The organism is Sedimenticola hydrogenitrophicus (genome assembly GCF_029017505.1).
Lineage (GTDB): Bacteria > Pseudomonadota > Gammaproteobacteria > Chromatiales > Chromatiaceae > Sedimenticola > Sedimenticola hydrogenitrophicus_A.
The window spans coordinates 70,898-92,312 of record NZ_JAQGEI010000008.1; the positions used below are offsets into that span (position 1 = coordinate 70,898).

General features: G+C 60.7%; 19 protein-coding genes and 1 pseudogene. 10 read left to right on the forward strand and 10 right to left on the reverse strand.

Features of this window, described 5'->3' with window-relative positions; all coding sequences use genetic code 11:
* Window positions 1-67: 67 nt before the first annotated feature.
* On the reverse strand, window positions 68-313 hold the full coding sequence (locus O9K64_RS06590; RefSeq protein ID WP_275097281.1) for a hypothetical protein: 246 nt from the start codon (window positions 311-313) through the stop codon (window positions 68-70).
* 161 nt (window positions 314-474) lie between these two features.
* Here O9K64_RS06590 and O9K64_RS06595 point away from each other — a divergent pair, with 161 nt between their 5' ends.
* From O9K64_RS06595 to O9K64_RS06605, 3 genes are all read left to right on the forward strand, one after another.
* Window positions 475-957, forward strand: a complete 483-nt coding sequence (locus O9K64_RS06595) for a bacteriohemerythrin (RefSeq protein ID WP_275097282.1) — start codon at window positions 475-477, stop codon at window positions 955-957.
* Window positions 958-1,092: 135 nt separating this feature from the next.
* On the forward strand, window positions 1,093-1,647 hold the full coding sequence (locus tag O9K64_RS06600; RefSeq protein ID WP_275097283.1) for a heme NO-binding domain-containing protein: 555 nt from the start codon (window positions 1,093-1,095) through the stop codon (window positions 1,645-1,647).
* Window positions 1,648-1,681: 34 nt separating this feature from the next.
* Entirely contained in the window at window positions 1,682-3,325 is a 1,644-nt protein-coding gene (locus tag O9K64_RS06605; protein ID WP_275097284.1) for a diguanylate cyclase, read from the forward strand.
* A gap of 74 nt (window positions 3,326-3,399) precedes the next feature.
* Here O9K64_RS06605 and O9K64_RS06610 read toward each other — a convergent pair whose 3' ends face one another.
* From O9K64_RS06610 to O9K64_RS06630, 5 genes are all read right to left on the reverse strand, one after another.
* Window positions 3,400-6,627: an EAL domain-containing protein gene (locus tag O9K64_RS06610; RefSeq protein ID WP_275097285.1), complete on the reverse strand. Its 3,228-nt coding sequence runs from the start codon at window positions 6,625-6,627 to the stop codon at window positions 3,400-3,402.
* 206 nt (window positions 6,628-6,833) lie between these two features.
* Window positions 6,834-7,724: an ethylbenzene dehydrogenase-related protein gene (locus O9K64_RS06615; RefSeq protein ID WP_275097286.1), complete on the reverse strand. Its 891-nt coding sequence runs from the start codon at window positions 7,722-7,724 to the stop codon at window positions 6,834-6,836.
* 154 nt (window positions 7,725-7,878) lie between these two features.
* Complete coding sequence (locus O9K64_RS06620) at window positions 7,879-8,331, reverse strand: hypothetical protein (RefSeq protein WP_275097287.1); 453 nt, start codon at window positions 8,329-8,331, stop codon at window positions 7,879-7,881.
* Window positions 8,332-8,394: 63 nt separating this feature from the next.
* Entirely contained in the window at window positions 8,395-10,050 is a 1,656-nt protein-coding gene (locus O9K64_RS06625) for a methyl-accepting chemotaxis protein (protein ID WP_275097288.1), read from the reverse strand.
* On the reverse strand, window positions 10,047-10,460 hold the full coding sequence (locus O9K64_RS06630; protein WP_275097289.1) for a hypothetical protein: 414 nt from the start codon (window positions 10,458-10,460) through the stop codon (window positions 10,047-10,049). The genes O9K64_RS06625 and O9K64_RS06630 overlap by 4 nt, the downstream gene beginning before the upstream one ends.
* A 243-nt stretch (window positions 10,461-10,703) precedes the next feature.
* Between O9K64_RS06630 and O9K64_RS06635 the strand changes: the two genes are divergently transcribed.
* Entirely contained in the window at window positions 10,704-13,250 is a 2,547-nt protein-coding gene (locus O9K64_RS06635; protein WP_275097290.1) for a PAS domain-containing sensor histidine kinase, read from the forward strand.
* Window positions 13,251-13,282: 32 nt separating this feature from the next.
* Window positions 13,283-13,906: a response regulator transcription factor gene (locus O9K64_RS06640; protein WP_275097291.1), complete on the forward strand. Its 624-nt coding sequence runs from the start codon at window positions 13,283-13,285 to the stop codon at window positions 13,904-13,906.
* A gap of 217 nt (window positions 13,907-14,123) precedes the next feature.
* Here O9K64_RS06640 and O9K64_RS23650 read toward each other — a convergent pair whose 3' ends face one another.
* From O9K64_RS23650 to O9K64_RS06655, 4 genes and pseudogenes are all read right to left on the reverse strand, one after another.
* Window positions 14,124-14,441 (reverse strand): MoaD/ThiS family protein, encoded by a 318-nt coding sequence (locus O9K64_RS23650; protein WP_335342250.1) that lies wholly within the window; start codon window positions 14,439-14,441, stop codon window positions 14,124-14,126.
* A pseudogene (locus O9K64_RS23655) lies at window positions 14,421-14,762 on the reverse strand (gamma-butyrobetaine hydroxylase-like domain-containing protein); the annotation flags it as partial. The pseudogene O9K64_RS23655 and the gene O9K64_RS23650, both read right to left, overlap by 21 nt.
* Before the next feature lie 80 nt (window positions 14,763-14,842).
* Window positions 14,843-15,445, reverse strand: a complete 603-nt coding sequence (locus O9K64_RS06650) for a TatD family nuclease-associated radical SAM protein (RefSeq protein WP_275097293.1) — start codon at window positions 15,443-15,445, stop codon at window positions 14,843-14,845.
* Window positions 15,446-15,522: 77 nt separating this feature from the next.
* On the reverse strand, window positions 15,523-16,947 hold the full coding sequence (locus O9K64_RS06655) for an HDOD domain-containing protein (RefSeq protein WP_275097294.1): 1,425 nt from the start codon (window positions 16,945-16,947) through the stop codon (window positions 15,523-15,525).
* 428 nt (window positions 16,948-17,375) lie between these two features.
* Between O9K64_RS06655 and O9K64_RS06660 the strand changes: the two genes are divergently transcribed.
* From O9K64_RS06660 to ruvB, 5 genes are all read left to right on the forward strand, one after another.
* Window positions 17,376-18,023 carry an alpha/beta fold hydrolase gene (locus O9K64_RS06660; RefSeq protein WP_275097295.1) on the forward strand — a complete coding sequence of 216 codons (648 nt, stop codon included), beginning with the start codon at window positions 17,376-17,378 and terminating at the stop codon, window positions 18,021-18,023.
* Window positions 18,024-18,387: 364 nt separating this feature from the next.
* Complete coding sequence (locus O9K64_RS06665; RefSeq protein ID WP_275097296.1) at window positions 18,388-19,134, forward strand: YebC/PmpR family DNA-binding transcriptional regulator; 747 nt, start codon at window positions 18,388-18,390, stop codon at window positions 19,132-19,134.
* 109 nt (window positions 19,135-19,243) lie between these two features.
* Complete coding sequence (ruvC, locus tag O9K64_RS06670) at window positions 19,244-19,762, forward strand: crossover junction endodeoxyribonuclease RuvC (RefSeq protein ID WP_275097297.1); 519 nt, start codon at window positions 19,244-19,246, stop codon at window positions 19,760-19,762.
* A complete protein-coding gene (ruvA, locus tag O9K64_RS06675) occupies window positions 19,759-20,367 on the forward strand; it encodes a Holliday junction branch migration protein RuvA (RefSeq protein WP_275097298.1) in 609 nt (202 codons plus the stop codon). Before ruvC ends, ruvA begins: the two co-directional genes overlap by 4 nt.
* Before the next feature lie 2 nt (window positions 20,368-20,369).
* Window positions 20,370-21,410 (forward strand): Holliday junction branch migration DNA helicase RuvB, encoded by a 1,041-nt coding sequence (ruvB, locus tag O9K64_RS06680; protein ID WP_275097299.1) that lies wholly within the window; start codon window positions 20,370-20,372, stop codon window positions 21,408-21,410.
* Window positions 21,411-21,415 lie beyond the last annotated feature (5 nt).

Here is a 21,415-nt window from a genome sequence, read left to right on the forward strand (position 1 = left end):
TGCAAGGCTGCCGCATGCTGTCCGAGTCACGGCGGCAACGGAAGCCAAGACAGCCAGGATGCGTGTGCTACTTCTCCCCGAGGAGGGCGATGGCCTGGGCCAGGGTATCGACCGACTGCTGGTGTTGGCCTGACTGGTGCAGCTTTTCACCCTCATCCCGAAGCTGGCGTACTTGTGAAACCTGTTCATCGGTCAGGCCGTGCTCCTGTTCCAGGGCCTGGTCGATCTGTTTGATGTCCTTCGGGCACTGAGACGCGAACGCGGGTGCGCTGGCCAGCAGGGCGATGGCGGGTAGCAGGTAACGGATTTTCATTGGGTTCTCCTTGCGAATGGTTGATCTGTACCACACTACTGCAAACATCCGCCGTTGCCCCTTTATTCCATGCCCCGGCGTTTTTTTTCAGCTGAATGGATAATATTTAACTGGCCTGCATCTTGCTCCGGATTAGACATAAAACCTTCGGAGTGTCAATCATGAAAGGCCACCTGAACTGGAACAAGAACTGGAACCTGGGTGTTGTGGAAATGGATGAGGCCCATCAGTCCATTGCCGCCAAGCTGGATCGGCTGTTTTGTCTTTGTCGGGATCACCAGGGGCGCCTGACCCACCGGACGTCGCTGACGCGAATTTCCGAGCACCTCTTTTTTGAGCTTTGGGAGCACCTCCACAAGGAGGAGGAGCTGATGGTGGAAACGGGATATCCCCATGAAAAAGAGCATCTTATGGAACATTATCGGTTGCTTGAAGTGTTTCGGCACTTCCTGCGCGAAGTGCGCTGTGAGCGGGAGCATTTTGACCTTGGGGTGCTGCGCTCTCTCAGGAGCTGGTTTATCAACCACCTCGACGACGATGACCGGGAGCTCTCACAGCATATCCTTAACTACCGTCGGCAGCTTGGGAAGAAGCGGCAGGGGGAGAAAACCCCTCCGCTCCTCGGGGACTTCCGTACCCATTAAGCGTGTCAATGCGACGGTCTGAATGGACCTATCCCGCTCCGGGGTTATCCTGAATTTGAGAATCCGCTCGCACAATTTCTCAAAAACCGGAGTGAACCCGGGTGCGGGGGCGTGTAAGCCAAGGGGAGTGAGCCTATGTACGGTTTAGTCAATCAGGCGATTCGTGACATGGTTGTGGAGCGGTTTGGGGCGGAGGCCTGGGCTGATATCCGCGCCCTCACGGGGGCGGAGGAGCTGTTTCTTACCATGCAACAGTATCCCGACGAGCTGACTTTCAGCCTGGTGGAGGCGGTATGCAAGCTGCAGGGTACCGAGGCCGATGCCGTGCTGCAGGCCTTCGGTGAATATTGGATCGAGTATGTCGCCAAGAACTACCGGGAACTGTTTGCTATAGCGGGTGGAGATTTTGTCACTTTTGTAAAGAACCTGAATAGTCTGCATACCCGTGTCGCGCAGATGATGCCGGAGCTCCAGGCGCCCGGATTCTCGATTAGTGATGAGCAGGAGGGTCGCTTTGTGCTGCATTACCATTCGCGGAGGAATGGGATGCAAGCGATGATTCCTGGGCTGTTTCAAGGGCTGGGCAGGCGTTTCGCAACCAGGGTCTCCCTCACTTATCTTGAAGGCAAGGCAGAGGGCCTGGATCATGATTGTTTTCAGGTTGAATACAGTAGACATGAGGGCAATTGAGACATAATCATCGCGCATTCAGGTACGTTGCAAAATGCCCGTGCTCAAACTTGACGGACAGTGGCGGGAGATCTCTCTTCCCTATCGCTCGCTCTGCTCCGTATTTCCGTTTTTCCTCGCATTCGATCGGCAGGGAAGGATCCGCTCTGCCGGCCCCAGCCTGGTGAAGTTGTGCGGTGCGCTGAAGCCGGGCAGTGACTTCGAAACACAGTTTGAACTGGTGACACCGTCGATCGGGTTCGGTTTCGACCGCATCATGGGGCAGTTGTTTACCACGTTTTTCATCAGGATACTCGGCACCGAAAATCTCCTGCGTGGCCAGATGCTGCCCCGCTCCGATGATGAGTCTGAACTGCTGCTGTTTCTCGGCACCCCGGTGGTGCGGGAGATGAGTGATATTTCCCGCTGGGGACTCTCATTGAAGGATTTTGCCATCCATGATTCAGTCATAGATCTGCTGCTGGTTCTACAGGCGAAAAACAATACCATTCGGGATATCAAACGTATCCATGACTTGCTTGAGCGGGAAGTCGAGACCCGCCGCAAGGTGGAGCAGGCGCTGCACGAACTGAATGAGCAACTGGAACAGCGGGTGGTGGAGCGGACCCGCGAACTGAAGCGGTCGAATCAACGGCTGGGGAAGAGTCTGACGCTGCTTGAAGAGAACAACCGGGAGTTGCGTGTACTCAATAAGATGGGCGAGATGCTGCAGGGATGTGGGTCGCTGGAAGAGAGTCTGGATGTCATCAGTTACTCTCTCGGTCGCCTGCTTCCCCACGCCAGTGGGTTTCTCCAATTACACGCCGATGCAACGGGTCAGCCGGAATTGTCCATAACCTGGGGGGGACTCTCCCAGCAGCGGGCGCTGCAGGAAGTAGCCGCTGATTGCCAGGCATTGCAGACCGGTGAGGCCGTTCTCTACCGCAGTGGCGGGGATCTGCCCCGCTGTTCTCATCTGCAGGGCGCTCCGGAATGTGATTCCGTGTGCATGCCGCTGCTGGCGAATGGCCGGTGTTTCGGACTGCTGTCACTGCAGTGCTTCGATCATGATCGGGATCGGGATCGGGAACCTGGTAGTGACCTGGGTTTTCAGGCCCGGCTCCAGTTGATCTACACGGCCGGTGAGCATATCTCCCTGGCACTGGCCAACCTTCGGCTTCAGGAAACCCTGCGTCAACAGGCGGTGCAGGATTCTCTGACCGGACTGTATAATCGCCGCTACATGAGCGCCACCCTTGACCGGGAAATCCAGCGTGCCGATCGCGAAGACTCCACCGTGGGGCTGGTGATTCTGGATATTGATCACTTCAAGCGGATCAATGATCAGCATGGCCACGAGACCGGTGACCGGGTTCTCAAGTGCCTGGGTGTTTTTCTGAAACAGCGCATTCGCGGTGATGATGTGGCCTGCCGCTTCGGCGGCGAAGAGTTTGTACTGATCCTGCCGGGGGTGGGTCTGGATGACCTGATACGACGGGCGGAGCGTCTCTGTTACGAGATCGCGCAAGGCGAGTTCGGGTTGGGGGTGGACGGGGTGCCGGCCCTGACCGTATCCATGGGCGTTGGACTATATCCTGCTCATGCCGATGCCCAGGATGATCTGCTCATATGCGCCGATGCGGCACTTTATCGCGCCAAGTCCGCCGGCAGGAATCGGGTGGTATGCTACCAGGCGTAGTGCCGTTACCCGCGTCCGCCCATGCCTTCTTTTTCCCGAGTGATGGTTACTGCCCGCCGATTGCTTTGGTGGTTTTAGCGCATCACATTGGGCTGCGCATCTTGCCCCGGGTAGGGCTCTCGCCAACAGATCCGGTTTGTCCAGCTCAAGCGGTTTTGCGCATTGCGTTCCAGCAGTTCCGTCATCCCATCCACGGGTAGGGGTTTGCTGAAAAGAAAGCCCTGGATCATGTCGCAACCGAGCGCTCTGAGCATTTCGAACTGCGCCCAGTTCTCCACTCCCTCCGCGATGACCAGTTTCCCGAGATTTTTACCTAACTGGTTGATCGATTCGGTAATTGCGAGATCCGCGTGATCCCGCTGGATCGAATGGATGAAGGAGCGGTCGATCTTCAGCATGTGGATGGGGAACCGTTTGAGATAGGAGAGCGACGAGTAGCCGGTACCGAAATCATCAATCGACAGTACCACGCCAAGATCATTCAACTCGGAAACACGTTGTGAGGCATTGAACGCCTCATCCATGATGGCGCCTTCGGTGAGTTCTATATCCAATTGCCGGGGATTGATGCCGGTGGCTTCCAGGCAGTCGCGTACCGTCTTGACGATATTGCCGTTACGGAACTGGATCGGAGACAGGTTCACCGCGACGCGCAGGTCCCCAAACCCCTGCTTTGCCCAGGTCGCGATCTGCTCACAGGCGGTTTTCAGTATCCATTCGCCGAGGGGGATGATCAGACCGCTCTGTTCGGCGAAGGGAATGAACTCCCCCGGACTTATCATGCGGCCGCTGACGCTGTCGCGCCATCTCAGCAGTGCCTCGGCGCCAATGATCGTGCCATCGAGTACCGAGACCTGGGGCTGGTAATGAAGCGTGAATTCCCGCTCCTCGATGGCGCGCCTGAGATTGTTCTCCATGGCCAGTTGCCGTGAAGAGTCGTGACTCATCTCCTCGGTAAAAAATTCATATTGGTTTGGGCCGCGTTTTTTCGCCTTGATCAGAGCGGTACCGGCATTGTTGATCAGCTCCGATTCACTGCTGCTGTCCTCCGGGAACAGGGTGATGCCAATGTTCGATGTCAGCTTCATCTTCTGGCCCTGAATGGTCAGTGTTTCACCGATCGTCGAAATGATCTTTTCACTGAAACGTTGCAAATCCTCACTTCCCCGGACCTGATCCAGTACCAGAACAAACTCATCATCCCTGAGACGTGCGAGGGTGCTTTCCGGGGGCTGTATCGATTCCAACCGCTGGCTCAGTTGTTTGATCACCTCATCACCGGCATCGAAACCGAACGTGTCATTGATCCGTTTGAACAGGTAGAGATCGATGTGGAGTATGCCGGTGGAGTGTTCAGTCACCTTTGATCTTACGCAGGCACGACGCAGACGGTCGATCAGCAGCAGGCGATTTGGCAGACCGGTCAGACGGTCATAGTGCATCATTCTTTCCAGCGAGTGGGCGGAATTGCGCAGCTCGCTGACATCGGTAAAGATATAGATGTAATGTCGGATGTTGCCATGGTTATTGCGCACACAGGTGATACTGCCCTGTTGCGGGTAAATGGTGCCGTCCTTCCTGCGGTTCAGAATCTCGCCCTGCCAGTGCCCGGATGTGGTCAGGCAGCTCCACAGGTTCTGGTAGAACATGCGCTCCTGACGCCCTGAGCTCAACATGCGCAGGTTGTTGCCGACGGCCTCCCCGCGACTGTAGCCGGTGATCTGGCTGAACGCCGGATTAACCGAACAGATGTTGCCATCCGGATCGGTGACGGCGATCCCCTCCGCACTGCTTTGAAACACCTCGTCGGCAAGGTCCAGTTGCCTTTCCGCCCGTTCACGGGCTTCGATCTCCTGTTCCATGGCATGGATGGTTTCCATCAACTGGCTCTGTTTCTTCCACAGGCTGCGGCTGGCCAGGCGGCGGGCTATCTGCGCCTGCGCCAATACGCCACAGCCACCGGCCAGCAGCGGCGTGATGAAAATCAACAAAAGCATCAGGTTCGAGATGAAGTGGCGTAGCGTGGGGTCATTCCAGATCGAGGGGCTGTAGACAGCGATTCCCCAACCCTGGGTGGTTTGGTCAAGCGCGGGGTGCGGTACCAGAGTCAGCGCACGGTGAGAGAGGAAGGTGTCATTCTCGCGGCGGGTTATCCGGCTGGAAAAACCGCCATTGAGGGCGGTTTGTGTCAGCAGTTTGATCAGGCTGGGCGCGCTGGAAAGTGCGGAGTTCGGCGCGCTCAGGACAGTGCCGCGTGGGGTAATCAACAGTACCGTTCCCGTCTGCCCGTTGTGGTGTCGAAGCAGCCGTTCCGCCAGGCTGGCGCCGCGCAGTTCCAGCATCAGGATTCCCAGGCTGTTTCCCTCCGCGTCCGCCACCCTGGTGCCCAGGCGCAGTGCGAGATTGTGCCCCCGGTTGCTTGAATCTTTCGGGGAGAACAGCCGTACCCCGGCGGATGGGAGTGGTTGCGACTCACCGACGGACAGCGGGGAGGGCGCTATGTCGAGCTGCCGGGTCTCTGGCGGATCTACCTGCAGACAGAATTCCGGGTTGCCGTCGATCCGATAATAACAGATTCGGGAATAGCGCTTCCCGATACTGAGAAGGCCGTCAAAATCACTCAGGAGCCGGAACTCCCTGTGCTCATCGATGAGACCGGTCAGGCGCGGATGCTGGCTCAGGGTCACCAGTGTGGCAGCCGCCTCCTGTATCAGCGTATTGATATCCTGACCGACATGGTCCAGGAGTCCCAGGTTGGTCTGGACCTGGTCGCTACGACGCTGTTCCAGCTCCGAGGCGAGCATCAACAGGCCGAGACCACCCACCAACACAAACAGCGGTATGAACAGGCGCAGGAAGCGCCGTAGGGTGGAGTCCCGCAGCGGCTTATCGTCTTCCCCGGAGGCTGCATATTGCCGCAGCAGGAGATAGAGCAAGGGGGTGGCCGCCAGGCAGATGAGCGTCGCGTCCAATAGGGGTTGAAGCTTGATGCTCTCAACGTTAACTAACTGAAAAATCAGCATGATGGCACTTTCTATCGAGAAGATGCCGATGCCGAATATGGCCACCACTATGCCCAGCGAGAGATCATTTCTCCGGCCATGCACCGACCAGTCCACGGCATCACGCACACTCTTCAGGGCGGGTGTCAGACCCCAGATGGTCACCTCCTGGTCACCGCGCAACGGGGCCAGGGACCAGGAGTAGATGAGTGGTGAGGAGAAGAGGGTCAGCAGTGAGGCATCGGTCAGTACCTCAAGCCAGCCCGATGTATAGAACTCAAAGTTTGGGCGCAGGCTCATAATGGCCCATTCGGTAAGAAACAGGACCAGGAGTGTGCGCGAAAGCGCACGGTAAACCGGCCGGCTGGTTGTCACGGAAGCGGAGAGTCTGGCCACAATTCTTATTACCTGAAACCTCTGGCATCACCTCCCTGGATGCAAAAAATACCCCATATGGAGTGCGGTGTCGCAAGTCTCATACCAATTGTGCAGGCCCCCGGTTTGCACTAGAGCGCCGAGAAATCGAACAGCAGCACATCGGTCACGCTTTTGTGCTCGGCGTACCCCTCGTTGAAGATGCCGATCTGGCCTTTGATGGTCGTCCCCGGTTTGAAGACCACATCATCGCCATGGCCGGTATCCAGTTTGCGCTTGAGCTCCAGCTGCCAGTGGCCATCCCGCCATACCCCCTTGGCCGCCACGTCACCGATGCTGCCGCTGGGGCCGTCCGTGAACGCGATACCGGGAAGCCGGTCTTCCTGGCGCTGGTTCCGGTTGGGCCGGGTGTTTTCAAACCCGGCCAGTCCGGCGTCCGGGGATTTCTGGATGTAGACCGTCGCGCCGCCGGGGGTCTTGTACTCGGCGGCATTCTCCAGCCGGCTCAGGGTGATCTTGTGCCACATGTCGGTGGCGTAGTCCCGCAGATTACTGCGCCCGGCCGACCACAACCAGACATCCACGTCGTAATCGGCATCCGCGATCATGCAGCTATTGAAGTCCCCGGCCATGTCGAAGCGCAGCGCGAACATGTCATCGCGGTCCTTGCCGCGCTGATACTTGTTACGTTTCCACTCCCAGGGCTTGTACTCCACATCGGCCTTGGCATCGGGCCAGCGCGCGGCGAAATATACCGCGTCGCCGGCAACCCCCGCCTGAACCTCGATAGTCAGGGTGCCGGTGCGGTTATTGTCGTCACCCTCCATCGCCGGCTTGACCTGCAGCTGGTGCCAGTTATTCCCCCAGTCGGAGAGATCCCCATCGACAGCAGGTGCCGCCGACAGGGCACTGACCACCACCGTTTCCCCGGCCAGGGAAGCGGGAGCGGTCAGGCCCATGGTGGCGACGGTGGCGACCAGAAGTGTTGTCCTAAGGACCCGCGCAAGAATAAGTTCCTGCATTCGGCCGCCCCTGGACCACGCCCGCGGCGTTGCACTTCTTGGCAAGGGAACGGCCATTGCCGGCGAAGCGCGCCTTGCGGACATGGCCCAGGGACGCCCTCGGTGCCACGGAATTATTCTTGCGCAGGCCCTAAGTCGCTGCATGACGTGCCCCTTAGTTAACCACGATCAGGTCATCCATGCCTTCTTCGCGATGGTTGTCGATGGTGCAGTAGACCGGGAACTCGCCCTTGTTGTGCGCGACAAAATAGAGATCCAGCTGGCCGCCGGGGAGGATCTCGAAGGCGTTGAAGTAATCGGCCTTGATCTCGGCCTGGCCATTGACCTGGGCCTTGCGGGTGGCGATGTTCTTAAAGAATTCGGGGGCGGTGAAGTAGTGCTTCTTCTCGCCGATGTTTTTCATCTCCAGCTTGTAGGTCTGGCCTGCCTGCAGTGTCAGGTTGGCGTCGTAGGAGAACTCATCGATGTTGACGGTGACGGTCTTCATCGCATCCCAGTCGGCGTTCTTGACCATCTCCTGGTACTCTTTCGCCGACTCGGCGACCGCTGTCAGGCTGGCGCCGGAAATCACCAGGGCCACGGCCAGTTTAGTCAATCTCTTGTTCATCATTTGCTCCCAAAGGTAAAGGTTTGATCACTGCTTGGTGGCCTGGCTTGCAGCCGGACCCGTTCATAGTCGAAACTGACCCACCAGCCGTTCCAGCTGATCGACCAGTCGAGCCAGCTCGGCGCTGCGCTCGTAGGCCGACTCGGCCTGTCCGGTGGTGACCTCGGCTTCCCGGCTGATGCTGACCACCGCCTGGTTGATCTCCTCGGTCACCCGCGAATTCTCCTCCATCGCCTGGGCGATGACGGTGTTGATCTGCACAATCTGGTGCGCCGCACTGGTGATACTCACCAGCGACTCACCGGAGCGATCGGCCTTGGTCATGCTGGCGTCGGCCTCCTGCAGACACTCCTGCATGAGCACGCCGACGGCGCCGCTATTACCCTGCAGCCGCTCGATAAAACCCTGTATATCAATGGTGGATTTGCGCGTCCGTCCCGCCAGGTTCCGCACCTCGTCGGCCACCACGGCAAAGCCACGGCCATGCTCGCCGGCCCGCGCCGCCTCGATACTGGCATTGAGCGCCAGCAGGTTGGTCTGGTCGGCGATGCCCTGAATCATGGTCAGGATGCTGCCGATATGATCCACGTCCCCGCCCAGGTTCGACATGGCGGTGTTGGCGGTCGCGATCTTCTCCTTGAGGTGATGAATCGCCTGAATGGTCTGATCCACATCGCTCCGCCCCGTCTCGGCGATGCTATCCACCCGGCGGGCCTCCTCCATGGCGCGCTCGGCGCTGGTGGTCACCTCCTCCACCGTGGCGGCCATTTCGGTCATCGAGAAAACCGCCCGCTCGATCTGATTGCGCTGCTGTTCGGTGGCGGCCTGGGTATCGGAGGAGATCGACTTGACCTGGTCGGCCAGGGTGTTGAGCGAGGCGGCCCAGCCGGCCACCTCGCTGATGGTCTGGCGGATCTTGCTGACAAAGGTATTGAAACCACTGGCCAGTTGGGCCACTTCGTCACGGCCTCTGACCGGCAGCGACACGGTGAGGTCACCCTCGCCGGTGGCAATGTTCTGCATCTGCTGGGCGGCGCCAAGGATCGGCAGGGAGATGCGCCGTATCAGCACGCCCATCATGCCAATCACCACCAGGGTGATCAGCCCGATTCCCACCGCCAGGGCAATCCAGGTATGCCGAATCTCCTCATGTACCGGTGCCAGCGAGGTGGTCAGTTTAATCACTCCGCGCACTGTGTGGTCGGAGCCGTGACAGTTATGGCACTCCGCGCGGTTCTCAACCGGGGTGAGGAAGGTCAGCAGGGGTTCGCCGTCTGGGCCCGTCTCCTGGTAGCTCTGGGTTTGCAGGGTCTCCAGCGCCGCCTTGAAGCTGGGATGCTCCTTGTCCAGGATGTCCACCCGCTGCTCCTGGTCCCGGGGGATGAACTCCTCTTCACCAATGCGGCGGTTGACCACGTCGATGGTGGCATTCTGCTGGAAGGCCTCGTAGCCGTCACGGTGCAGAATGCGGAAATCGGTAACGCCATCCACCTTTTTCAGATTTTTGGCCAGCTCCAGGGCGATATCGGCATAACCGGCCAGCATGATGGTCTGCACGCTCTGGCTGGTGGTCTCCGTAAGGTGTAACAGCTGCCGTTGGTTCTGCGCCAGAATGCTGCGCTCCTGCTCCTGGGTGAAATAGAAGGCGATGGCGGACATCGCCAGCAGCAGGCAGGAGACCACACTGGCGAGGATCTTGTAACCGATATGCCTATTCATAAGCGAAAGCTATCCGGCGAGGAGTCGATTCGGCCGCTAAAGCAGGTGCCCGGGGCCATATTCCTCACCCTCTCATCTGCCGTTACCGGTGTGTCCAGACGCGGATTGATGTTACGGCCACGGTTGATCATGGCTGGCACGGAAAAACGCCGCGCCTGAGGGCGGAATTGAGGCTTTTTACCCATCGGGTAATCACAGATTCGGGAATAGCGTTTCCCGATAATGGGAAACGCCATGAAATACCTGGCATGCTGATGGTTGATGGTGCCGGGGAAGCCCGGCTGGTGGTTTCGAGTGGGCAGTATTGTGCCGATACTCTGTGTCAGGGCCGGCAGGGTACCGAAAAGAGCGCTGTAGACCGGCCGCTCCGCTGTCCCCAAAGTACAAAGTCTCATCACAATTTTTGCCACCCGAAATCCGGCATCACCTCCCTGGACGCATCAAATACCCTCTATTCAGCATTGTTAAGCAGGTTTCATACCAGTGGTTGTGACTGTCTCCTGGGCAAGGGTCCAGGGGGCCGCAGGGCGCCGCACCGCGGCCGCAGGTTTGTAATGGCCGTCCATCAAGGCATAATGATGGGCTGAAGCCGGTTCCTGGCCGGGCGGGACGAGTCCCCGGCCCATGAGGTTTGAAATCATCCCGATATGCCGTTGCCCCTGAAAAGACCCCACAAGCTCTCGCTGTCCCGGCGCATTCCGATGCCGCTGATGTCGGTCATGATCGGCCTGTTCTGCGGCCTGCTGGTGTGGGCGCTGCTGGACCAGGTACAGCCCCAGGCGCTGCGGAGCATTTTTAACCAAGAGCTGGAGACCCGGCTCGACCAGCAGGCGCGCGAAACCCTGATCCGCTTCGACAATTACGTGCTGGCCCACACCTCGACTGCCCGGTTGCTGGCCAATCACCGTCAACTGGCCAACTACCTGGAGCCGGTCTACTGGTTCAAGGGGGATACGGATCGGCCTAAACAGTATCGTTCCACCCCCCCCTGGCTGCCGCGATCGACGCTGTGGCAGTCGCTGGTGCGGCCGAGTCATATCCTGCTGCTGGACAACGATGGTGGTATCCGTGAGATCTATCAGCTCGGGGAGCGGCCGCTGCCGGCCGAACTGGCCGGGGCCACTGAACTGCTGCTCAGCGAGCAGCGGGTCCAGGCCAACCTCACCACCCTGGGAGACCTTCCCTATCTGCTGATCTCGGAAACCGCCGAAGATGCCACCGGCACCGAGATGGGTTTTCTGATGCTGGTGGCGCCGATCGATGCGCAGTTCCTGGCGGCATCCCAGCAGGGGGTATCCCCCAACGGCGTGCTGGTGGGGATTCTGGAGGCGGACGAGCAGCGTTTTCTCGCCAGCAGCGACCAGTTCCGGCTGCCCCCGCAGCAGCGGTTGTCGGCGGCGGAGAGCGATTTTCTGGTGACCGCGCAATCCTTCTCCGAATATGAGGGGTCGACCCTCAATCTGCAGTTCGCCACCCTGGTGCCACGCTCCGTGGTGGAGGCGATGCGGGATCGGGTGGCCGGCTTGGAGCGGCGTCAGCGGCTGGTGGCCGCCTTTACCTTCGTCAGTGTGTTCACCCTGGTCTTTTTCCTGTTATCGGCACGGTTAAACAAGATCCTGCAGCGTGTCTCGCGCTTTTCGCAACGGGCGCTGGGCTCCAAACAGCCGGTGATCGAGCGTGGCAATCAACTGTTTGTACTGGAGGACTGGATACACCAGTTCATCCAGCTGGTGCGGGATACCCGGGAGGAGATGCGCCAGCAGCACGAGACCGAAATGCACGAGTCGGAGATGCTCAAGCAGGCGATCATGGAGACCGCCCTGGATTCGATCATCACCATCGACCGTCAGGGGGTGATCATCGAATACAATCCCACGGCGGAACAGACCTTCGGTCACTGTCGGGAGGAGGCCCTGGGCAAGGTGTTCGCGGAGCTGATCTTCAACGGCGAGAGTCGTCCCCGGTTCATTCTGCTGCTGGCGGACGTGCTCAGTTCGCGGGATCGGCTTCCCGATGAGATGCGCCATGAACTGACCGCGGTGAAGCGCGACGGTGCGGTGTTCCCGGTGGAGTTGGCGATCAAGCCGATCCGGTTGAAGAACCGTCTCGCCTTTACCATCTATATGCACGATATCTCTAACCGCCGGCGCATCGAGCTGGAGATCCGCAGTCTCGCCAAGTTCGCTTCCGAAAGTCCCAGCCCGATCCTGCGCGTGAACCGGCGCGGGGTGATCCTCTACGCCAACGGGGCCAGCGACCAGTTGCTCTCCTACTGGGGTTGCGAGCGCGCCCAGACCCTGCCGCTTTACTGGCGCCACCGGGTGACGGATATCCTGGGCAGCGGCGAGGACTGGCAGACCCAGGTGATCGGCGCCACCTGGGTCTATTCGCTGCTGCTCACCCCGGTGGTCGATCTGGGCTATGTCAATATCTACGGACGGGATATCACCGCGGAACGGGAAGCGGAACGCCAGGCAAGGGAGCATCAGCAGGAGCTGATCCATGTGTCACGCCTCAGTACCATGGGGGAGATGGCGACCGGGCTGGCCCACGAACTGAATCAGCCGCTCTCGGCCATCGCCAACTATGCCAACGGCTCGGTGCGCCGGTTGCAGGCGAGTGACCGGGGGGCGGAGGATATCCTCTACGCCCTGGGGCAGATTACCGCGCAGGCGGACCGCGCCGGGGAGATCATCAAACGGTTGCGTGCCCTGGTGGGGAAACAGACCCCGGTGCGGCGGATCGCCGACATCAACGAGGTGGCGCGCGAGGTGTGCAGCTTTGTCGAGTTTGCCGCGCGCAAGGCGGGGGTGGTAATCGAGCAGGAGTTCAGTCTCGGCACCCTGCCGGTGAAGATCGATGTGGTGCAGATCGAGCAGGTATTGCTCAATCTGATCCGAAATGCCCTTGATGCGCTGCTGGAGATACCGGAAGATGAGCGTAGTCTGGTGATACAGACCAGTTGCCGGGAGGGCGAGTGGGTGCTGATCCGGGTGCTGGACTCCGGAGCGGGGATCCGGGATGCGGATATGGACCGCTTGTTTGAGCCCTTCTATACCACCAAGGAGAGCGGCATGGGTATGGGGTTGGTGATCAGCCGGACTATTATCGAAGACCACAACGGCACAATCACGGCCGAGCAACGGGCGGAGGGAGGAACCTGTTTTTCCATCCTGCTGCCCAGTACTCTGTCAAGGTGATATTGACGGAGTACCAGCAAACAGGAACAGAGATGAACAGTACTAATGCCACCGTATTTGTAGTTGATGATGACTCGGCGATGCGTAATTCGTTGAAGTGGCTGATCGAGACGGTGGGGATGAAAGTGGAAACCTTCGCCTCGGCGGAAGAGTTCATCAAGTCCTACTATCCCGGGCGCGCCGGCTGTCTGCTGCTGGACGTGCGCATGCCGGGGATGAGCGGGCTGGAGCTGCAGGAGTATTTTGTCCGGCAGAGCATCCATATTCCGGTCATCATCATCACCGGGCATGGGGATGTGCCGATGTCGGTGCGGGCGATGAAAGCCGGAGCGGTGGACTTCATTGAAAAACCGTTCAATGATGAACTGCTGCTGGAGAGTATCCGCAACGCCATGGTGATCGACCAGGATCAACGCTCGCTGCAGGCGGAGCGGGCGGAGATCGCCGCCCGGCTGGCCCAGCTGACGCCGCGCGAGCATGAGGTGATGGAGATGGTCACCAACGGCAAGGCCAACAAGGAGATCGCCAGCGCCCTGGGGGTCAGCGCCAAGACCGTGGAGGCGCACCGTGCCCGGGTGATGGAGAAGATGGAGGCGACCTCGCTGGCCGGCCTGGTGAAGATGGTGATCGCGGCCAATCTCTACGGCGACCATTGAGCGCTGGGTTACGCGGCGCCCGGGCGCTGCGCAATTCGACCTGCAATCTTTCCGTAGCCGTTTACTTATCCCAATCCGGTTAATAAGGAACCACGGATGGACACGGATTTACACAGATAGCAGATCAGAATTCTGAATCCGTGTTTATCTGTGTGAATCCGTGGTTCTCAAGGGTACGTCCGGATTGGATGGGAAATCTGGAACGGTTTTACACCCGCTACTTTTTCACCGGGACGTTGGGTGAGGTCGGTATCAGGGCCACTTCGTCACCGGCCTCGATGCGGGTGAACGGCTCGCAAAACTGCTTGTTCACCGTCACCTGGAAACTCCCCGCCTGGAACAGGTGGGCCTGGTCCGGATTGCGCCGGCGCAGCCACTCGCACAGGCTGGTGACGTCGCTGACCGAGGGGGGAATCTCCACCTCTTCGGCCTCTTTCTGCAGCTGCTTCACCAGGTAGGTGAAGTAGAGCAGGCGGATGCGTCGCGGACCCTCGCCAGCGACCGTCCCGCCCGGCTGGTAGCCGGCCTTTTGCAGGCTCTCCTGGTAGGCCCGCCAGTTCTGCTCCTGGTTGACCCCCAGTTCGTAGAGGGTGTCCCAGGAGTAGATACTGCTGTCATGTCCGTCATCGAAGGTGAGGCGGATCGCATACTGCCCCTGGGGCTCGATGCCGGTAATATTGACCGACTCCTTGCCGGTAACCGGGCTCGCCAGGGCGTGCCCCTCCCCGGCCTTGGCGAACACCCGCAGGTATTCGCAGGGCAGCCGGAAGCTGGCGCCGTCGGAAAACTCGATGGCCAGCAGCCGGGACTTGCTGTGCAGGTTGATGGCGGTGGGGGTCGGATGCTTGTCGCTCATGGTACTACTCTGTCGGAAATTGCTGGCTGAAATCACTGGCGGGCATGGTGGCACGTGCCGGGGTCCGGTTCAATCGCCCCTCAACCGACCTCGTCCAGCACGCGGCGCCGGAACTTGACGCCGCGTGCCTCGGCCAGTTCACGGCACGCGGCGATATCCACCCCCTCCAGGCCGTCGATGGCGGTGGCGGTGACGTCGGCGATGTAGTGTGGCGCCTCGGCGACAAAATCGAGCATCTGCTCGAAGGAGCCGGCCAGCGCCGGCTGGCAGTGGCGGTCATACACCTCGGCACTCTGCGCATTCAGGGAGATGGAGAGGGCATCGACGCACTCGGCCATCTCCGGCAATACGTTGCGCTTGTTGGCCAGGTTGGCCAGCCCGTCGGTATTGACCCGGACCCGGCCGCCGTGGGCCTTGATGTACTTCGCCACCTCCAGCAGCACTTTCAGGCGCAGGGTCGGCTCGCCATAGCCGCAGAACACTACCTCCTGGTAGGCGGCGGGGTCATCGATGGCGGCGATGATCTCCTGGCTGGAGGGGCGGTGGTCCAGGGTCAGGTCATACTCGTGCACCTGCAGTATGCCCTGGGTCTTGGGGCAGAAGGTGCACTCCAGGGTGCAGCGATCGGTGATATTCAGATAGAGGCTGTCGCCGATGACATAGCTGAGCTGTTGATTGTCCACGGGCACTCGGGTTGTTGCGAAAAACAGGGATTCTACACTACCCCACGACCGGTAAGAAGGGAGGTACGCCTGTTAGACTAGGTTTTCCGGGAGAGTTCATTACAGAGCCGTTGGGTCAAACTCTTGAAATGGTTAAAACCTTGAATATCAAGCGGTATATCGTCGGCCCTGTCGGCGTAGAGGATGCCGATTGGACGGTTCTTGATAACCAGGGAACTCATGAAAAAGCCCCTGGTGTCGAGGGTTGTCTGCAGCGCCTTATCCATCAGGGGGAGCAGCTTTTCACGATTGCTCTGGTGCAGCCAGATAGACTGGTTTTTCCTCAGTAGCAGGGTCAGCAGATGCCGTTCGACCAGGGGATGGTGGAACTCTCTCAGGGGCGAGGCGGGCTCCGCCCCGACGATGAATTTGACCTTGAGTGCCTTGCGATCCGGGGTGAGCATGGCGAACATCGCCCGTTCGACCCCGGCGGTCCGGCGCAACTCACGGAAGATGCGGGACAGGCGCTCCTGCAGCGGGCTGGCGCCGGACGTGGGCGGCGCCAGGGGTTTTTCCGGGCGTTTCGCCGGGGCTGCCGGTTTCGGGGCGGCGGCGGGGGCGCTCGCGGCGGCCTGCCCGGATGGTCCCGCGGGTGGGGGTGACAGCAAGGCGTAGACGGTCAACGGTAGCGGCAGTCCGCTCAGGTTTCTCGCCACACCCGCGGCCAGGCTGTGGATATAGGCGCGCCCCGGGTCGGGTTCCAGCCGATTGAAGGTGGCGGCCAGCTCGATCAAATCACCGCTCTGTTCGCTGTGCCAGTCGTGACTTGTCTCCCTGGCCAGGGCCGAGGCCAGCATCACGGCCAGGGAGCGGGCTTGAAAGGCGCCGACCGGCTGCAGCGCCTGGGCGGTCAGGGGCGGCAGATGCCACTGTTCGGCCAGCTGCAGGCTGAGGTGCCGAAGGCTGAAGCCGAACACCTGCTCTTCGGCGTCGGTCTGCGGCATGCCGCGCCTGATCAGCGCGGTTAGCTGTCCCATCTGCCGGTCGGCGTATGTCCAGAGCAGCATCTCGGCCAATTCGTGCAGGAGGGCGGCGATGGCCATCTCTTCGGGATTGCCGAGGCGCAGGTCGTGTCCCCAGCTGTAGGCGTACCAGGCGGCGTGCCCGGCCCGGGAATAGCAATCATAGAGGGCGGCACGCGCCCCTGCCGACAGCTGTTTGTGGAGGTCCGGCAGTGCCCGGTCGGCCTGGGATGTGGGTTCGATGCCGAGCAGGGCGATGGCATGTGCCAGGTTGCTGACCGGTTCCCTGGGCGGTTGTGGCAGGGCGTTGAACAGGCGGAAAATGGCCAGGGTAAATCCCGGGTCCCGGGAGAGGATGCGCTGCAGATCGGCGTGGGTGGTATTGGGGCTGTCCAGCAGTTGCATGACCCGCTGCCGCGTCAGTGCCATTGCCGGTAGCGCCAGCGGACCCAGCCGCTCAACCCAGCCGTTCAGTGTGTTGTCCGTGGATACAGCTTCCATAAGCGCCTGTCGGGAAATCGGTTGTCTGTGCCGGCGGATGCACCGGGGGCGGAGTCAGATTGAGTCGATATAGTGAACCACAACGCTCAATAGTAACTACTCACCCGGTCTGTAAGTGATTGGCCTGCCTTGCCGGCCTCACACGATGGCTTATCTCCTCGAATCCGGCCCCTTTTTCAGCGCCTGCCCAAACTCGCTTCGCTCAAACAATGGCAGGCTTGAATCTGAAAAAAGGGCCGGATTCGAGGCGCCATCAAGATCGGCCAACAAGGCAGGCCAATCACCCCGTGAGTAGTTACGCTCAATATTCAAATCAATATGCCGCCGACCCATCCACGTCCCTTCAGGAAATTCGCTCCCCGGGAGCCCGGCCTGCTGCTAAACTGCCGTCGGAACGACCCGGGTGCAACAAGGGATGCCGAATTGAGATGAGTAACACGCGTGGCGAGGGCGATTGTAGCAGGATTTTACTGGTACATGGGATCTGGATGACCGGGATCGAATTGGCGTGGCTGGGGCGTCGCCTGTCCGCTAATGGATTCGCAGTGGACCGCTTCCGCTACCGCTCCCTGCGGCAGACCCCGGCCGAGGGGGCGGAGCGGCTGAACCGGTTTATCCGCCAGCGCGGTTACGACTGCCTGCACCTGGTGGCCCACAGCCTGGGGGGGCTGGTGCTGCTCAACCTGTTCGACCGCTATCCTGATCAGCCCCCCGGACGGGTGGTGCTGCTCGGGGCGCCGGTGCAGGGCAGCGTGGTGGCGCGCCGCCTGGCGCACCACCCCTGGGGACGGCATCTGATCGGACGCGCCGGCGAGCGCGGGCTGGTGGAAGGGGCGCCGCCCTGGAACGGGGGGCGGGAGCTGGGGGTGGTCGCCGGCACCAGTGGGCTCGGCATTGGCCGCCTGCTGGGCGGCATTGACGATGTGAGTGACGGCACGGTCATGGTGAAAGAGACCGTTATTCCCGCCGCCTCGGACCGGCGACTGCACGCGACCGGTCATATGAGCATGCTGTTTTCCGCCGCGGTGGCGGCGGATGTGGCTGAATTCCTGCGTCATGGCCGTTTTCCCGGATAGAGGTGAATGGCACTTAACTTAAGGCGAATTGCAGGATTTTCGTCATTCCGGCGCAGGCCGGACAAAAGCGCGAAGCGCGTTGAACGACTGAAAGTCGGCCGAAGGGTGAGCGAAGCGAATAATCCAGGAATACCGCCGCCATTAAGCAGTCTGGATGCCATCCTTAGGTCCGTAAACGGTGCATCCCTGCACCACTCCTCCGGCCTGCGCCGGGATGACGGTGGTTCTTGGCTTAAGTTAAGTGCCATTCCGGATAGAGGTCGAGTTCTTTATGGGCGTTTGTGGGAGAAATCACCGCCCTGTTATTTCTGCCTGCCCCGGGTGATGGTAAACTCCCGCCTGACCGAATATTGAGAGGAGTGTTATGGCTGGACACAGTAAATGGGCCAACATCAAGCACAAGAAGGCGGCCAACGACAAGAAACGGGGCAAGATATGGACCAAGCTGCTGCGTGAAGTGACCGTTGCCGCCAAGGCGGGTGGTGGTGAGTTGGAGACCAATCCGCGGCTGCGCCTGGCGGTGGACAAGGCCAACGGCGCCAATGTGCCGCGCGATACCATCGAGCGGGCGGTCAAGCGCGGCGCCGGTGGCGAGGATACAGATAATTACGACGAGCTGCGCTATGAAGGGTACGGCCCGGGCGGGGCGGCGGTCATTGTCGACTGCATGACCGACAACCGTAACCGTACCGCTTCGGAAGTGCGCCACGCCTTCACCAAACACGGCGGCAACCTCGGCACCGACGGCTCGGTGGCCTACATGTTCAACAAGCAGGGGATCATCAGTTTTGCCCCCGGTGCCGATGAGGACGCCATCATGGAGGCGGCGCTCGAAGCCGGTGCGGAGGATGTGGTGACCAATGACGACGGCTCCATCGACATCATGACCACCCCGGAGGCGTTTTCCGCAGTGAATGATGCCATCGTGGCGAGCGGACTGACGCCGGACAACGCCGAGGTGACCTTCAGCGCCTCCACCCTGGCGGAGCTGGACCAGGAGGCGGCGGAGAAGCTGATGAAGCTGGTCGATCACCTGGAAGATTTGGATGATGTGCAGGATGTCTATACCAACGCCGATATCTCGGACGAGATAATGGCCACCATGGAGTGAGCCATGGAGTGAGAGGGATTGTCCCTCCGGCGGCCGCGAACGCGGCCGCTGACAACTACCGGAAGCGCCTATCAAAAGCACAAATCACAGTACCGCGCAGAGCGGGGCGTTGGGCCGCAAACGGCGCATCCTGGGGATAGACCCCGGTTCCCGCATCACCGGCTATGGCATCATCGAGAGTGACGGTATCAGAAGCGCCCATGTGGCCAGCGGCTGTATCCGCATCGCCCATGAACAGTTTCCCGAGCGTCTGGGTGAGATCTATCGTCGGCTGAGCGACCTGGTGGCCACTTATCAGCCGGCGGAGATGGCCATTGAACAGGTCTTTATGGCCAAGAATGCCGCCTCGGCACTCAAGCTCGGACAGGCGCGCGGGGCCGCCATCTGCGCCTGTGTGGTGGCCGGGCTGCCGGTATTTGAATACGCCCCCCGGGCGATCAAGCAGGCGGTGGTGGGCTCCGGCGGGGCGGACAAGGATCAGGTGCAACACATGATAAAACATATCCTGCAGCTCGACGGGCCGCTGACGGCGGATCAGTCGGATGCCCTGGCGGTGGCCATCAGTCACGCCCATGCCAACAGCACGCTGCAGTTGATCGGCCGCTCCAAACGGGGAGGGTGGCGATGATCGGCCGGCTGCGTGGTGCACTGGTCTACAAACAGCCGCCGTTTCTGATGGTGGACGTGAGTGGGGTGGGCTATGAGCTGGAGGCGCCCATGTCTACCTTCTACGATCTGCCGCCGCAGGGGGAGCCGGTAACCCTGTTCACCCACCTGGCGATCCGCGACGATGCCCATGTGCTGTACGGCTTTGCCAGCGAATCCGAGCGCACCCTGTTCCGCAGCCTGCTGAAGGTGAGCGGGGTCGGGGCCAAGATGGCGCTGGCCATACTCTCGGGGATGAGCGCCGATGAGTTCGCCCTCTGTATCCAGCGCGACGATACCGCCGCCCTGGTGCGCCTGCCGGGGATCGGCAAGAAGACGGCCGAACGGCTGATCGTCGAGATGCGCGACCGCCTGGACCGGATCGCAACCACCGGGGCGGTGGCGCTGTCCCGGGCGCGTCCCGCCGGCGGCGCGGTGGAGACCCCGGTGTCGGATGCCATCGGCGCCCTGATCGCCCTGGGGTATAAACCCAACGACGCCAGCCGTATGATACGTTCGGTGGAGTGCGAGGCACTCTCCAGCGAAGAGATCATCCGATTGGCCCTGCGAGCGGTGGTGACAAAATAGCCATGAATGAGAATGCCCGGATTATCAGCGCCGAGGCGGGCGCGGACGACGCCGCCCTGGACCGCGCCATCCGCCCCCGGTTACTGGCCGATTATGTCGGCCAGCCGGTGGTCCGGGAGCAGATGGAGATTTTCATTCAGGCTGCCCGGGCGCGTCAGGAAGCGCTGGACCATGTGCTGATATTTGGCCCGCCGGGGCTGGGGAAGACCACTCTGGCCCATATCATCGCCAACGAGATGGGGGTCAATCTGCGCCAGACCTCGGGACCGGTTTTGGAAAAACCGGGCGACCTGGCGGCCCTGCTGACCAATCTGGAACCCCACGACGTGCTGTTCGTGGATGAGATCCACCGCCTCAGCCCGGTGGTGGAGGAGGTACTCTATCCGGCACTGGAGGATTATCAGCTGGATATCATGATCGGCGAGGGGCCGGCCGCCCGCTCGATCAAACTTGAGCTGCCGCCGTTCACCCTGGTGGGCGCCACCACCCGTGCCGGGTTGCTGACCTCGCCGCTACGCGATCGATTTGGTATTGTGCAGCGGCTGGAGTTCTACTCCACTGCCGATCTGACCCATATCGTCGGCCGCTCGGCGGGGATACTGAATATAGAGACCGATGCCGCCGGTGCCGCCGAGATCGCCCGGCGCTCCCGGGGGACGCCGCGCATCGCCAACCGGCTGCTGCGCCGGGTGCGGGATTTTGCCCAGGTGAAGGCACAGGGCAAGGTGACCAGCGCGGTGGCCGACGACGCCCTGAGCATGTTGAAGGTGGACGGCAACGGCTTCGATATCATGGATCGCAAGCTGCTGAACGCCATCATCAGCAAATTCGACGGCGGCCCGGTCGGGGTGGACAGCCTGGCGGCGGCCATCGGCGAGGAGCGCGGCACCATCGAGGACGTGCTGGAGCCCTACCTGATCCAGCAGGGCTTCATGATGCGCACGCCACGGGGCCGGGTGGCAACCAATGCCGCCTATCTCCATTTCGGTCTCCAACCGAGGGACGACGCGGCCGCTCCGGGCGAATTGGGCACGCTGTTTTGAGCATG